Source organism: Weizmannia sp. FSL W8-0676 (genome assembly GCF_038593015.1).
GTDB lineage: Bacteria > Bacillota > Bacilli > Bacillales > Bacillaceae_C > Weizmannia > Weizmannia coagulans.
The window spans coordinates 327,710-340,757 of sequence record NZ_CP151954.1 but is presented as its reverse complement, the minus strand read 5'-3'; the positions used below and the strand labels follow the sequence as shown (position 1 = coordinate 340,757).

At 43.9% G+C, this 13,048-nt stretch carries 14 protein-coding genes and 1 pseudogene; 4 read left to right on the top strand and 11 right to left on the bottom strand.

The window, feature by feature from the left end; genetic code table 11:
- Positions 1-50: 50 nt before the first annotated feature.
- From hxlB to NST20_RS01710, 7 genes are all read right to left on the bottom strand, one after another.
- A complete protein-coding gene (gene hxlB, locus NST20_RS01740; RefSeq protein WP_342399935.1) occupies positions 51-602 on the bottom strand; it encodes a 6-phospho-3-hexuloisomerase in 552 nt (183 codons plus the stop codon).
- A 22-nt stretch (positions 603-624) separates the two neighbouring features.
- Positions 625-807, bottom strand: a complete 183-nt coding sequence (locus tag NST20_RS01735) for a hypothetical protein (RefSeq protein WP_017554030.1) — start codon at positions 805-807, stop codon at positions 625-627.
- 346 nt (positions 808-1,153) lie between these two features.
- Positions 1,154-1,534 carry a LacI family DNA-binding transcriptional regulator gene (locus NST20_RS01730; protein WP_342399934.1) on the bottom strand — a complete coding sequence of 127 codons (381 nt, stop codon included), beginning with the start codon at positions 1,532-1,534 and terminating at the stop codon, positions 1,154-1,156.
- A gap of 601 nt (positions 1,535-2,135) precedes the next feature.
- Positions 2,136-2,771, bottom strand: a complete 636-nt coding sequence (locus tag NST20_RS01725; RefSeq protein ID WP_327076830.1) for a hypothetical protein — start codon at positions 2,769-2,771, stop codon at positions 2,136-2,138.
- 679 nt (positions 2,772-3,450) lie between these two features.
- Positions 3,451-4,806 carry a PFL family protein gene (locus NST20_RS01720; protein WP_342399933.1) on the bottom strand — a complete coding sequence of 452 codons (1,356 nt, stop codon included), beginning with the start codon at positions 4,804-4,806 and terminating at the stop codon, positions 3,451-3,453.
- A 15-nt stretch (positions 4,807-4,821) separates the two neighbouring features.
- On the bottom strand, positions 4,822-5,091 hold the full coding sequence (locus NST20_RS01715; protein ID WP_013858224.1) for an ACT domain-containing protein: 270 nt from the start codon (positions 5,089-5,091) through the stop codon (positions 4,822-4,824).
- A gap of 252 nt (positions 5,092-5,343) precedes the next feature.
- On the bottom strand, positions 5,344-5,556 hold the full coding sequence (locus NST20_RS01710) for a hypothetical protein (RefSeq protein WP_342399932.1): 213 nt from the start codon (positions 5,554-5,556) through the stop codon (positions 5,344-5,346).
- A 427-nt stretch (positions 5,557-5,983) separates the two neighbouring features.
- Between NST20_RS01710 and NST20_RS01705 the strand changes: the two genes are divergently transcribed.
- Complete coding sequence (locus NST20_RS01705; protein ID WP_342399931.1) at positions 5,984-7,153, top strand: PatB family C-S lyase; 1,170 nt, start codon at positions 5,984-5,986, stop codon at positions 7,151-7,153.
- A gap of 525 nt (positions 7,154-7,678) precedes the next feature.
- Here the strand turns inward: NST20_RS01705 and NST20_RS01700 are convergent.
- Both NST20_RS01700 and NST20_RS01695 read right to left on the bottom strand, forming a co-directional pair.
- Entirely contained in the window at positions 7,679-7,858 is a 180-nt protein-coding gene (locus NST20_RS01700; protein WP_342399930.1) for a hypothetical protein, read from the bottom strand.
- A 12-nt stretch (positions 7,859-7,870) separates the two neighbouring features.
- Positions 7,871-8,083 carry a hypothetical protein gene (locus NST20_RS01695; protein WP_342399929.1) on the bottom strand — a complete coding sequence of 71 codons (213 nt, stop codon included), beginning with the start codon at positions 8,081-8,083 and terminating at the stop codon, positions 7,871-7,873.
- A 270-nt stretch (positions 8,084-8,353) separates the two neighbouring features.
- Between NST20_RS01695 and NST20_RS01690 the strand changes: the two genes are divergently transcribed.
- The 3 genes and pseudogenes from NST20_RS01690 (at position 8,354) to NST20_RS01680 (ending at position 10,663) form a co-directional block, all read left to right on the top strand.
- On the top strand, positions 8,354-8,845 hold the full coding sequence (locus NST20_RS01690) for a protease inhibitor I9 family protein (RefSeq protein ID WP_342399928.1): 492 nt from the start codon (positions 8,354-8,356) through the stop codon (positions 8,843-8,845).
- A pseudogene (locus NST20_RS01685) lies at positions 8,812-9,587 on the top strand (transposase); the annotation flags it as partial. The gene NST20_RS01690 and the pseudogene NST20_RS01685, both read left to right, overlap by 34 nt.
- A gap of 323 nt (positions 9,588-9,910) precedes the next feature.
- Positions 9,911-10,663, top strand: coding sequence for a DeoR/GlpR family DNA-binding transcription regulator (locus NST20_RS01680; RefSeq protein WP_342399927.1), 753 nt, complete (start codon positions 9,911-9,913; stop codon positions 10,661-10,663).
- 418 nt (positions 10,664-11,081) lie between these two features.
- On the opposite strand, the gene lacD is transcribed toward NST20_RS01680, so the two are convergent.
- A complete protein-coding gene (gene lacD / locus NST20_RS01675) occupies positions 11,082-12,086 on the bottom strand; it encodes a tagatose-bisphosphate aldolase (protein WP_342399926.1) in 1,005 nt (334 codons plus the stop codon).
- 13 nt (positions 12,087-12,099) lie between these two features.
- Positions 12,100-13,035, bottom strand: coding sequence for a hexose kinase (locus NST20_RS01670; protein WP_342399925.1), 936 nt, complete (start codon positions 13,033-13,035; stop codon positions 12,100-12,102).
- Between the last annotated feature and the right edge of the window lie 13 nt (positions 13,036-13,048).

The following is a 13,048-nucleotide window of genomic DNA, read 5'->3' as shown; positions in this document are numbered from 1 at the left end:
CAAATCCCGTTGCTTGCTCGGGCCCGTTCGCATTTGCGCTCTTCCATCTCTTATTCCAGATTGCTGTGCCGGCTCAACGCCGCTTCATCCCCCGATTTCTGCTGTCCGGCAATTTTCAGGCAAACCGCGTCAAAAAACAGATGGACGGACTGGTCGAACAATGAGCTGAGCGGCTGCCTGCTTTCAATTTCTCCCGGCCTCCGGTATTTCGTGGCAGACGGAATATAGACCACGCTATCCGAAGTTTCCGCAAGCCTCGAAGACGGATCAGAAGTCACGCCCACAACAGATACCCCATTCTTTTTCGCTTTTTCCGCCGCTTGCACAACATTGGAAGTCGTGCCGAAACCAGAGACGGCAATCAATAAATCTCCCGGCTGAATGGAAGGGGTGATCGTCTCGCCGACGACAAACACATGGAAACCAAGATGCATGAGCCGCATCGCAAAAGACTTGGCCATCAGCCCTGAACGCCCCTCGCCCAATACGAAAATGCTTTTCGGAGAGGCAAGCATATCCGCAAGCTTTTCCACTTGTTCCCCGTCTATTTTTGAAAATACCGTTTGAATTTCATTTAAAATGACTTCTATTTCCCGATTCATTTCAATGCCTCCCAAGTTTCTTTTATCTTTCTTGCCGCAAGCAAAGGGTCACTTGCCTTGCTGATTGCCGAACCAACAATGAACGCAGCTCCCGCCGGATTTCCACCCCGTCACATCCGGCCTCGCGGATGGCGGCGAATAACACCGGGTAAGAAAAAATGGCAGTATCCTGAAATGCATTCATAGTGACAAATAAATGGGCCATTGGTGTTTCCTCTTTTCTTATTTGTTGGAACCAGATTTCGTTTATGGATTGGGACCGGTACCATTTTTTCGTGCCGGACCTGTATTTTTTAGCTTTAGAGCGTGCGATGTTAAGATTTTTTTTGGATTTTTTCTTTTACTGTATCTATCGTTTTTTCCGTTTTGGATGCTTCTTTCCGGGAGCTCTCTTTTTCTTTTAATGGGACCGATACCATTACAGGGGAAAGCTGCCACTTCTTTTCTGTCCAATCCCATGTTGGCATCTTTTCAAGCTGTCCCGCAGGGTTTCAGCCTGTATCGTCGCTTCTTTTTTGGTGAAGCCGGTCTCACTTTTCCTTAGGGGGAAGTCATCTCCCCGGGGCAGATCCCCTTTCAATCAAACGCGTCTGGTAAGAGATCGTCTGGGCCGGCGATTCGTTATCCGCCAGCCGTTTTAAAATAAGCTCCATTACTGTTTTGCCAATTTGATAAGTCGGCTGTTCAGTTGTATACGGGTTGGTAATATCGGCAACCAGCGCGCCAATCAAGTAGCTGCGGCTATTTTTCAGCCCTCTCGCCAAATTATTCGGGCGGTATTGAAGTTCATCGATCACCTGCTTGATTTTTTGCCAGGTTTTCGGTGACAATTCATGAAACCGGCCGCCTAAATATCTTGAAACGGTCGATTTCGACACGCCGGCCTTCTTTGCTACATCGTAAATCGTAACTTTCGCTTCTTTTCCCCTCATGTTGTTTACCATCCATCTTTAAAATGAAACCGGTACCATTTGATTTCGTTATAACAGAGTATGGAGAGCTGTCAAATAAAAAATAGCATCCTGTTATTTCTATCCTGTTTGTAAAAATTCCATTGGCATTCCGGTCTGTTTTTTTTTTTGAAGGCTTGAGTCATGTTTGGGCGTTTCCTCTCCCGCTTCTCGGACTTTCTTTCCCGTCGGCCTAATGAAACTCGGTAATTAGCCGGCGTTCTTGTTTGAATGTTCATCCTGGGGTCTGCGTTGCCGTTTGATATAAGAAAGGTACTATATAAAATGAACTTAAGCTTTATATCAAGCTTAAGCACCAAATTGCATGATGACTTTATGTTGCAACAGGCAGCAGAACGACAATGTTGTGTTCAATTTATATCACTTAAAAACCAAGAAAAATTCGTCGAGAATCTCTCTCAACATTTATGACATGAAAAAGAGCCTAAAAATAGGCTCTTGAATTAATTCATTTTGTTTAACTTTATTAGCACTCTCACAATGAGAACGATAATAATTAACAAAGCCAAAACATTTACGATTTGCCATATATGATCCATTTTCTAACATCCTTTCGATTATATTATAATTTATACGTGAATTTAATATCGATTGACCGTGAATACATTTTACCTATTCCTGAGACAAAGATGACATAATTTAAAACACCACCACCGGCAACAGTCACACTTGAATGATCTTTGGAAATTTTATGCCAATGATACTTTTCGTCCCAATCAAGAGAAAAGGCAAAACCCGTATGGTCTGTCCATTCGTGACAACTCTTTATCTCTCGGAAAGATCCACTGCTGTAAACTCTAATATCCGCTTTTAAATTAACATTTGCAAATCCTGTATTCACTGTTTTTGTTTTTCTGACTGTAGTATAGTTTGAAGATCTTGAAGCTAGAGGTTGAGACAGGCCTAATTTGGAAACAGGTAAAGGTTCTATATTGTTGATCGTGGTTTCAATTGTCTTTGGTGCGGCGTCTTCAGTGGCCAAGAATTTATTTAAGTCTTCTACACTGTCAAATTTGAGTACAGGTGTTCCTTCTGGGCATTCACTTATGTTGACATCTTTTAGGTTATATTCCGTACTTAAATCGTCTAGAGTTGCATTATCTGTTACAACATCATCACTAATATTTGCATCATTAACTAAAGCACTACCATCCTGCACGACAATGCCTGGATTGTCTTGAAGTGAACTACCCTCCACTTATCAACCTTACGGTTTGATTGAAGTGGGGGCTTCTCGACTTATCGTTGCTTTTACTAGCCAACGAAAACTGACCGAGCTAACCCTCTTGTTCCAAGAGTTTTGTTACGAAATTCATCTCCCACCTACTCATTGGTGCGATTCGCACCTTCACATTCCTTGAGGATGGGAGACTTCTTTCGGAAAGACGTTAAATTACTATCTGTTTCGTCAGCTTTTGCTGGTATAGCTGAAAACAGACCAACTCCTCCTATGGCTATGGCCAATACTAAACGAGCAATTTTTTCATATTATCCCTCCAATATCAATTTTTCTTACACTTTATAAATACTGCGTCGAATTGAAAAAATCCTCTTAAAAAATAAAATCTATTTATTAAAATTTTCAGTTAAAATTTGACAAATGAATCTATATGGCGGTTATTAACAACATAACATTCCATATAACCTGTTGTGTACTTAGTTTTTCTTGTCCATTGCACAATTTTGTTTCCACTCGATCTAGTGATCGCCATTTCATCCCGGTTTTAGGCCGCCGTATATGAAAAAGAAAGGGGCCACTGAAAAAGTAATTTTGTATTTTCCGTGCATACAACATATAGCTTGCAAAAAAAGCGTTGAAACACAAATAGCGGAGTGTCTCAACGCCTTTTCTATTTTGGTGGTGCTTTTTCAAGCGCTCAGTTTTTAAATGAGTGAATCGGGGCCGGGATTCTGCCGCCGCGGGCAATGAAGTCCGCTGATGACAAGGAATGGACGCCCATTACCGGCGCATGGCCGAGCAGGCCGCCGAATTCGACGCGGTCACCGACGTTTGTGCCCGGTGCTGGAATGATCCGCACCGCTGTCGTTTTATTGTTGATGACACCAATTGCAGCTTCGTCTGCGATCATCGCCGAAATCGTTTCTGCCGGTACGTCGCCCGGGATCGCGATCATATCAAGTCCGACGGAGCAGATCGAGGTCATCGCCTCCAGTTTTTCGAGATTCAAGGACCCGCGGTTGACCGCATCAATCATGCCGGCGTCTTCAGAAACCGGGATGAATGCGCCGCTTAAGCCGCCAACATGGCCGCATGCCATGACACCGCCTTTTTTCACGGCATCATTCAGCAAAGCGAGCGCCGCCGTTGTTCCGTGCGTACCCACGGATTCAAGGCCCATTTCCTCCAAAATATGGGCTACAGAGTCGCCAACAGCCGGTGTCGGGGCAAGCGACAAGTCGACAATACCAAACGGAACGCCAAGCCGTTTGGATGCTTCCATGCCGACGAGCTGTCCCATCCGCGTAATTTTAAATGCCGTTTTCTTTACCGTCTCCGCAACGACATCAAACGGTTCGCCTTTCACTTTTTCAAGGGCGCGTTTCACCACACCCGGGCCGCTGACGCCGACATTGATGACGACATCCGCTTCACCGACCCCGTGGAACGCGCCGGCCATAAACGGATTGTCCTCCACCGCATTCGCGAACACAACGAGTTTTGCACAGCCGAGCCCTTGCGTATCCGCGGTCAGCCCGGCCGTCTTTTTAATGATCACACCCATATCACGGACCGCATTCATGTTAATGCCGGAACGTGTCGAGCCGACATTGACAGAAGCGCAAACCCGTTCGGTTTCCGCCAATGCCCGCGGAATCGAATCGATCAATATTTTATCGCCTTTGTGGCAGCCTTTTTGCACCAGCGCCGAAAAGCCGCCGATAAAATGAACACCGACTTTTTTCGCAGCCGCATCAAGTGTTTTGGCAAAAGCAATGTAATCTTTTTCGTCCGTTGCCCCGGCGATGAGGGAAATCGGCGTTACCGAGATCCGTTTGTTAATGATCGGGATACCGTATTCCGATTCAATCTCTTCCCCGGTTTGGACAAGGTTTTCTGCCAATCGCGTAATTTTATCATAAATCTTCCGGCGCGCCTTTTCCCCGTCCGCGTCAATGCAATCGAGGAGCGAAATGCCCATTGTGATGGTGCGGATATCGAGTTTTTCTTCTTCAATCATCCGGATGGTTTCAAGTATTTGTTTCGTTTCCATGATTTTCCCCCGTTTTTACAAGCTGTGCATCGATTGGAAAATTTCCTCGCGCTGAATTTTGATTTGGACTTGCAGTGCCTCGCCTTTTTTTGCAAGGGCTTGTTTGATTTCATCAAAATTCGCTTCAGCATTCGACAAATCCAGCATCATCATCATGGTGAAATACCCGCTCATGATCGTCTGGCTGACATCGAGAATATTAATCTTCAGTTCTGCCAGCTGTGTGCTGACACCGGCAATGATGCCAACCTGGTCTTTGCCGATTACTGTCAAAATTGCTCTCATTTTGTCCACTCCTGTTTTGTAAAAAAATTCATACTATCAATATCACAAATTTTCGCTGTCTTGTCTATGTAGATTTTTGGAATTTAACCGGATTTTTATTTTTCTCAGGCGAATTTCAAATGCCCGCAAAAAAGCGGTGGACTTATGCCATTGGCAGCCGCTCACCGCTTTTTATACATCAATCATATTGGCGATATGCATGCAGGCTCCGCCAGCTGCCAGCGCGCCAGCAATGAGGATTGTCTCTGCCAGCTATTCTTCTGTTGCGCCCGATTTTTGCGCCGCTTTGGCGTGAGCGTCAATGCAGTAAAGGCACTCTGACCAACGGCAATCCGTACTTTTACGAGCGGGCAGTTTGTCGGCTTTCATGGTTGTGCTGTTGACGGAATGGTACGCTTCGAATCCGTCTTTTGCAAAGCGGTTCATGTTTGCGAGTTTCTTTGTATTCGATTTTTTATAGATCATATCATCGACATCTTCAATGAGGGCAAGCTGCATATGGACACTGTGGGCAACCGCGCCCTCACTTCAAGTGCCGCAGCATCAAAAGCCGCTTCCGCCAATTCTTCCAAGCCCACGCCTGCCGCTTTCACTTTTTTCGTATGGATATCGTGCAGTACGGGCACTCTGTCGCATGGTCCACGGCCACTGCGAGGATTTTTTTCCCTGCTTGAAACGGCTCCGTCTTTGAACACCACGGCATTGAACCGGCCGAACTCTTCCGCCTGTTTCTGCGCGAGATCTTTTCATTTTGACAGATGGTAGAGCTGCTTTTCCATACAAGCATATTGGGATACTTGTCTTTCATTATATCCCTGCCATTCAAAAATGAGTATTCATCCTCCTCCGTATGGTAAAATGAAAAGAAATCAAATTTCAGGATGGTGATCAAATGGCTGTGTTTGACTTTGATACTGTCATCAATAGAGAAAATACTGCTTCCGTCAAGTGGGAGCAGGTGAAACAGGTTTTCGGTCAGGAAGATGTGCTGCCGATGTGGGTGGCCGATATGGATTTCAATCCGCCGCATGAGGTGGCAGAAGCAATTAAAAAAAGGATTGAGCACGAAATCCTCGGTTATACGTTCATCCCGGATTCCACCGGGGAAGCCATTCAGGCATGGCTGAAAAAACGGCACAACTGGGAAATCCATCCGGCATGGATTGCGTACTGTACCGGCATTGTTCCTGCGATCAGCACGGCGATCCAGGCGTTTACCGAACCGGGCGACAAAGTGCTGCTGCAATCCCCTGTGTACCATCCGTTTTTCCGTATGGTTGAAAAAAACGGGCGCGTGGTCGCTAACGCGCAACTCAAGCTCGTTGATAACTGCTTCGAAATTGATTGGGAGCAGTTTGAAACACGCCTGAAAGAGGGGGCAAAACTGTTTTTGAGCTGCAACCCGCACAATCCGGGCGGGCGCGTCTGGACGAAAGACGAGCTTGTAAAAATGGTGGATCTTTGCGCGCAGTATAACTGTTTGTTTTTGTCCGATGAAATCCACTCCGATCTTGTGTACCCGCCGCATGTACATACGCCGGTCGCTGCGCTGGGAGAGACATACCGGGACATGACGATCACTTGCGTGGCGCCGAAAAAAACATTCAACCTGGCCGGGCTAAAAGCTTCCGCTGTGATCATTCCGAATCCGGAGCTGCGTAAAAAATTCAAAGATGTCCAGGCGGTGAACGGCACATCGGCCCTAAATACGTTCGGGATTGTCGGCATGGAAGCGGCTTATCGATACGGTGGCGAATGGCTCGATGCCCTGCTCGTTTATTTAAAGGAAAACATCGATACAGCAGCGCGGTTTATCGCGGAACGCCTGCCGCAGATCAAAGTGATGGAAACGGAAGGGACTTATTTGATGTGGCTGGACTGCCGCGCATTCGGGCTGAGCGAGGATGAATTGAAGGATCGCCTCTGGAAAAAAGCCAAACTCGGCGTTGAGATTGGCAGAAAATTCGGCCCCGGCGGAGAAGGGTTTGTGCGAATCAATATCGCCTGCCCGCGTGAAACGCTGATGGAAGGATTGTCCAGGCTGGAAAAAGCTTTTGCATGAGGAAAAAAGGGGCATTCCAAAATCCAGTTCACAGGCTTTTGGAATGCCCGGTTTTAAAGACCTCTTTATGGCTGAAATTCCGGCAAAATTTTCTTTAAAGCAACACTAGACTAATTAGAGCAAAAATGATTGAAAACGGGCTTAAAGTCCGCATCAGAACCACTTTCAGGGGGAAATTTTGATGAAACGGTCCTGACAAAGCTTCTCAGAACCGTTTCATCGGGGAATTTTTGCTCTAACGGTCGTAACAAAACTTCTAAGGATCATTTTCACGGAGAAATTTCCCTCTAACGATCCTGAGAGAGATTCTAACAACCGTTTCGAGACGAATATTTTCCTCTAATGGGCCTAGAAGGGGGTGCTGAATACCTTTTTCAAGCAAAAGGGCCTACGGGTGCGAACCGCTGCATGTCATTTTGGCTGTGAATCAAATGCTGGAAATAAAATACGGCATCCGCCATACAACCATCCAAACGGAAGATCCTGCCATCCATGACTATGCCGATTATCTCCGTCAAAAAACGTTTAGCCGGCGCCTGAAACAGGTGCGGCTTTTTTATTTTCCAAGTGGGTAATCCATTTGAAAAAAGCGAGCAGGATCAAAAGCAAAACCGGGTTCATAACCACCGAATAATGCAGTTTCCACCAGCCGTAATGAAAATAACCCCATGGCGCGGGAAGCAGAGCAAAGCTTTCATACATCAATAGCAACACTTCCTACCCGAAAATATATAGGACCTTTTTCATAAGCGACTTTTGGAGCAGAAACCAGTTGAGAAACAGGATATTGACAGGCGAAATCAGAAAGATCATGCCAGGCAGATTCACCCAATCAATGCCTTTTGAAAAATACCAATAGCCGTGGTATTTATAATCGACAAAAGTATCAAAAATCAATTGAAAAGCGATTGTAAATGTCCAAATTTGCACAACTTGGCACGGCGCCAGCCGCTTGTTGGCAAAAAAGCAACCGCATTAAACAAGATGATGGCAGCAAAATACCCAATCATTTTTCGCCCTCGCAATCGGCAGTGAGTTTTCTTCAATAGCTTGTGTACATGCCGTTTTTCTATGCATCCGGGCTTCCGGACATTGCCGCGGAATCCACATGAAACCTTTCCAATAAAAACCGGCTCTCACAAACTTCCAATCTGCTATAATTGTGGAAACGGCATTGTTCAATTATAGGAGGGATTTTTCATGCCGGTTTCAAAATATTGGAGAAAATCTGTACTCGTTGCCTTATCTTTCCTCCTTGCTTTCCCGATTATGGCAGACCAGGTTCGGGCAAAAAGAAAAATGGAAAATGTAATTGTGACGTTTAAAGAAGATGTCCATAAAAAAGCGATCACGGAAGTCAACGGAAAAATCGAACAATCTTATGAACATATTCCGGCTGTGTCCGGTAAAGTGCCGGCATCCAGAGTGGCGGAGCTCGAGCATAACGATGAAGTCAAAAGCGTTGAACCGGACCAGCAGGCCGAAATCAGCGGACAAACCGTTTCCTGGGGCATCGTGAAAGTAAAAGCATCAACTTCATGGAAATCCGGGGATACCGGCAAAGGCGTGAAAATCGCCATTATAGATACAGGCATCGCAAAACATGCCGATTTGTCCATCGCAGGCGGCGTTTCCATGATCTCATCAAGTTATAATGACAACAACGGGGCAACCCATGGCAAAAAGTTGTGAAATGGTTTGGCTACAAACTGCATCTGGTGGTGGATGCAACCTACGAGTTACCGGTAACATTCAAGGTTACAAAAGCGTCTGAGTCAGACATTACGGAAGGGCATAAACTCTTAGAGCAAATGGAAGAAAAGCAGCCAAAGCTTCTGAAAACAGCGGAAACGATGGCGGGAGACCGGGGTTATGATGACACGAAGCTGATTACGAAACTCTGGGATACGTATAAGATTAAGCCCATCATTGATATTCGCAATATGTGGAAAGACCCCGACAAAACACGATTACTCCCGGGAAAGGAAAACGTCGTTTATAACTACAAAGGAACCGTATCCTGCGTATATGCCCTGAAACAGGTAAACAACGGGAAATGTGCAACGGGGGATTTGAGAAAGACCGCCAGAAACTAAAAAAACTTTGCCCGGCGAAACAAATGGGAGTGACATGTGAAGGCAAGGCTCAATGCCCCGTGGCACAAGGGCTCCGTATCTCATTATCTGAAGACAGGCGTATTTTTACACCCATTGATCGATCGAGCTATAAGTGGAAAAAAGAATACAACAGACGTACAGCTGTAGAGCGCGTGAACAGCCGGCTTGATACTTCTTTCGGCTTTGAACTTCATACAATTCGGGGAATGGCTAAAATGAAGCTGCGTTGTGGACTGGCACTCTGTGTCATGTTAGCCATGGCCTTAGGCCGGATCAAAGAGAACCAGGCTGAAAAAATGAGAAGCCTCGTTTCTTAACTTATCCACATAAAGGAAATCAATTTCAAAAAAAGCGCTTGTGGATCATTGGATTCGTGCGCCTTTTTTTAGATACATTTCTATATTTTTTCAACAATTATCTGATAACAGTACATTTTTTAAGCGTGTAAAATTGACTTTATAGTGAAAATGGGCATATATTTATCTGACAATATTATATTTCTGGTGGTGTTCTATTTGCATTGAAAGAAAAATTGTTAACATCGCAAAAAGCTCTTTATTCGAAACAGTTGACATCAAACTGTGATAAATGTAAATTGCAATTGAATATCAAAAAAATTTACAGTAGTGGGTGTATTTATATGTTAAAACACGAAAGGTATCGCTTGATTTTATCCACACTCGAAGAAAAGAATTCTGTGGAGGTATCCGAACTTGCCAAATCTTTAGATGTTACGGAAATGACAATTCGGAGGGATTTGAAAGCCTTGGAAGATGAGGGACTTTTAGTGCGTGTTCATGGAGGCGCTAAAAAAAAAGATGCTGATTATATAACTGAATTACCGTACACCCAGAAACAAACAATTAATGTTGACAAAAAAACGCATATTGCCAAATTATGCGCCGAGTTAATAGAAGATAATGATACCATTTTTATTAGTTCTGGAACCACAAACGATTTTATTTTTGATTATTTACAAGCAAAAAATCTGAATATCATTACAACCTCTCTGACTGTATTTAATCGGGCAAAAGATTTTCCAAATACTGAGGTTATTTTAACGGGCGGACGGTACCGCAAAAAAAGCGGGACTTTCGTAGGCTATTTTACCAACAAACTGTTAAGTGAGATAAAAGTAAAAAAAGCTTTTATTGGTACAAATGGAGTCAGCGGTAGAAAAATTACAACTGCCAATGAAGAAGAAGGACACGGTCACCAAATAATCCTTGACAATGCGGTTGAACGGTATATACTAGCTGACAGTACAAAATTCGGTACAGAGGCCTTTTTTACATTTTATGATGTAAAAAATATCACTGCAATAATAACAGATGAAAATATTAACCCACATACAGAAGATTATTATAAGGAAATAGTAAAAATTCTGAAGTGATATAACTAAGTGGGCCTTCCCAAAAGCCAGTTTTACTTTACTGGTATTGGGAAGACCTGTTATTTTAATTAGAGTTTGCTGAACAAATTACTAGTAAAAATTTAATTCATTCTTTTAAAATTCCAAAGGTAGTTTTTAGAGCCTCTGCCAAAATAAAAATATACCCTTGACCTTGAGCGAGGCTCTGGAAAATTAATTAGGTCTTGCTGAACGAATCAAATGCAATCTCTATTTAATTTTTCGCCGAACGATAGAATGTATGTTCCGTTTTTGTACTTTGAAATGGCCTCCAAGTACAAGGTTTTTCGCGTATTTTCAAAAAACCTTACACTCATTCGACAAAAGTGGCTAAAATTCTTGTCTAATTCAGCAAGCCCTGATTATACTTGTAAATTAGCGTCACGGATTCAAGTTTTTCCTAATTAAATGCCAACTCACCACTATAGCGGGACCACCATGGTTTTGCAGTTTCTTTCAACACTTTATTTAAATCATCAATATTTTTTCTACCTGTTGTTTGCAGCCATTCGGTAGCAGCCTTTTCGCCTTCTTTGGCAAAAGGTTTAACGCCGTTTTTCCAAGTTGCACGACCGCAAAGTACCCCGTTGAATTCAGAACCTGAATCAGCGGCAAATTTCAATGTCTTTTGGAAAAGCTCGGCAGAGACACCAGCGCTTAAGAAAATAAACGGAAGGGTTGAAGCATCGGACTGTTCTTTGAAATAGCGTTGTGCTTCTTCCTTTGTATAAATAATTTCGCCTTCAGCAAATCCTTCCACAAAGTTCATGTTTACAGGCACTTCTACTTTGAGGACGTCTACATTGTAACGCGGTTTTGTGAATTCTTTCATCGCATCAATCACTTTATGAGGTTTTACTTTCGCATAATCAGCACTTTTTACGTCATCCATGTTTGCATCATAGCTGACGATTTCCAGAAAGAAAGGAACATCTTCTGCAACGCATTCCAAACCGACTCTTTCTACAAACGCGTGTTTTTGGTCGTTAATTTCATCGTCTTCATCAACATCGTAATAAAGTAATAGTTTTACAGCATCTGCGCCTTTTTCTTTTAAGCGTTTAACAGACCAGCTTGGCAATAAATCAGGCAGACGGCCCGGTTCGCTTGCATCGTACCCTGTTTTTTCATAGGCAACGAGGAGGCCTGCGTTTTTATCTCTTTGTTCTGCTGCCTGCCAGCCGTATTCCGGGTCTAACAGAATAGAAGAGGCATACGGAGTCAGTTCACGAGAAACAAGCACTTTGAATTGCTCAATGCTGGAAGCTTCCACTTCCCCGCCTTTTGCAGCTGCGATCATTTTTTGCAATGATCCGCGCTGGTCAATTGCCAATGCCCCGATTATGCCATTTTTATCTGAGAGTTTATTAAGCCTGTCAGTTTTGCCTTTTGATAGTTTTACCATTCAAACCACTCCTTTATACTTTTTGAACCTTAACTAAATTGACATAATGATCAAATTGGGTTGCATCTACATAGCCGGTCTGGGCTTGCATCGTATTCAGCATTCCGGCGGCCATGCCGTACTTCAGCATTGTTTCCCCCCCTTTTTCGGAATCGATCGCTTTTGCCATACCGGCAACCGTGGCGTCGCCGGAACCCACCGGATTTTCCACTTTAATTTTTGGAATGCTGACTTTATAAAAATTATCGTAATGTTTTGCGAAAGCTCCGTCGGCTCCTTGCGAAACGACAATCCACGGAATGCCATAAAAGAGTGGATCTTGCAAAGCTGATTTCAAGGCTTCAGGATCCCCGGATATCTCCCTGTCCAAAAGCTGGCTGAGCTCAGAGATATTCGGCTTTATCAAATAAGGTAAAGCGCTTTTATTCCGTAATGAAACTTCCAGTGCTTGCCCCGAAGTATCCAAAATGACAGGGATCTGCTTATTTGCTGCCTGTTCAATCAATTTTCCGTAAACATCATTGCTAAACCCTTTTACGATACTTCCGGAAATCGTAACTACAGAAGCCTGATCAAGAAGCCGGTTAAAATGGGCCAAAAACTGCACTTGGTCTTCGCTTGTAAGCGTCGGGCCGGATTCAAGAATTTCCGTCTGCATGCCTTCATGCAAAATGGCAATGCAGTTGCGAGCTTCTTGGTTTGTATGAAGGAATTGATGGTTCATTTGGTCCTGATCGAGCTGCTGTTCGATATATTGGCCTAACGAGCCACCAAGCACACCAGTGGATAAAACGTCAACTCCAAGCAAATGGGCCACACGAGCAACATTTAATCCTTTTCCGCCCGCTGTCTTTTTCACTTTGGAAACACGGTTCACATCATTGATTTTAAAATGTTCAAGATGGTACGAAATATCCACTGATGGGTTTAAAGTGACTGCTAATAACATTGGCATCTCTCCT

What these genes read in the sequence shown, in the direction of transcription:
- hxlB (WP_342399935.1), bottom strand. Translation starts at nt 602, where the DNA reads ATGAATCGGGAAATAGAAGTCATTTTAAATGAAATTCAAACGGTATTT.
- NST20_RS01735 (WP_017554030.1), bottom strand. Translation starts at nt 807, where the DNA reads ATGGCCCATTTATTTGTCACTATGAATGCATTTCAGGATACTGCCATT.
- NST20_RS01730 (WP_342399934.1), bottom strand. Translation starts at nt 1,534, where the DNA reads ATGAGGGGAAAAGAAGCGAAAGTTACGATTTACGATGTAGCAAAGAAG.
- NST20_RS01720 (WP_342399933.1), bottom strand. Translation starts at nt 4,806, where the DNA reads ATGGAAACGAAACAAATACTTGAAACCATCCGGATGATTGAAGAAGAA.
- NST20_RS01715 (WP_013858224.1), bottom strand. Translation starts at nt 5,091, where the DNA reads ATGAGAGCAATTTTGACAGTAATCGGCAAAGACCAGGTTGGCATCATT.
- NST20_RS01710 (WP_342399932.1), bottom strand. Translation starts at nt 5,556, where the DNA reads ATGATCTATAAAAAATCGAATACAAAGAAACTCGCAAACATGAACCGC.
- NST20_RS01705 (WP_342399931.1), top strand. Translation starts at nt 5,984, where the DNA reads ATGGCTGTGTTTGACTTTGATACTGTCATCAATAGAGAAAATACTGCT.
- NST20_RS01690 (WP_342399928.1), top strand. Translation starts at nt 8,354, where the DNA reads ATGCCGGTTTCAAAATATTGGAGAAAATCTGTACTCGTTGCCTTATCT.
- NST20_RS01680 (WP_342399927.1), top strand. Translation starts at nt 9,911, where the DNA reads ATGTTAAAACACGAAAGGTATCGCTTGATTTTATCCACACTCGAAGAA.
- lacD (WP_342399926.1), bottom strand. Translation starts at nt 12,086, where the DNA reads ATGGTAAAACTATCAAAAGGCAAAACTGACAGGCTTAATAAACTCTCA.
- NST20_RS01670 (WP_342399925.1), bottom strand. Translation starts at nt 13,035, where the DNA reads ATGTTATTAGCAGTCACTTTAAACCCATCAGTGGATATTTCGTACCAT.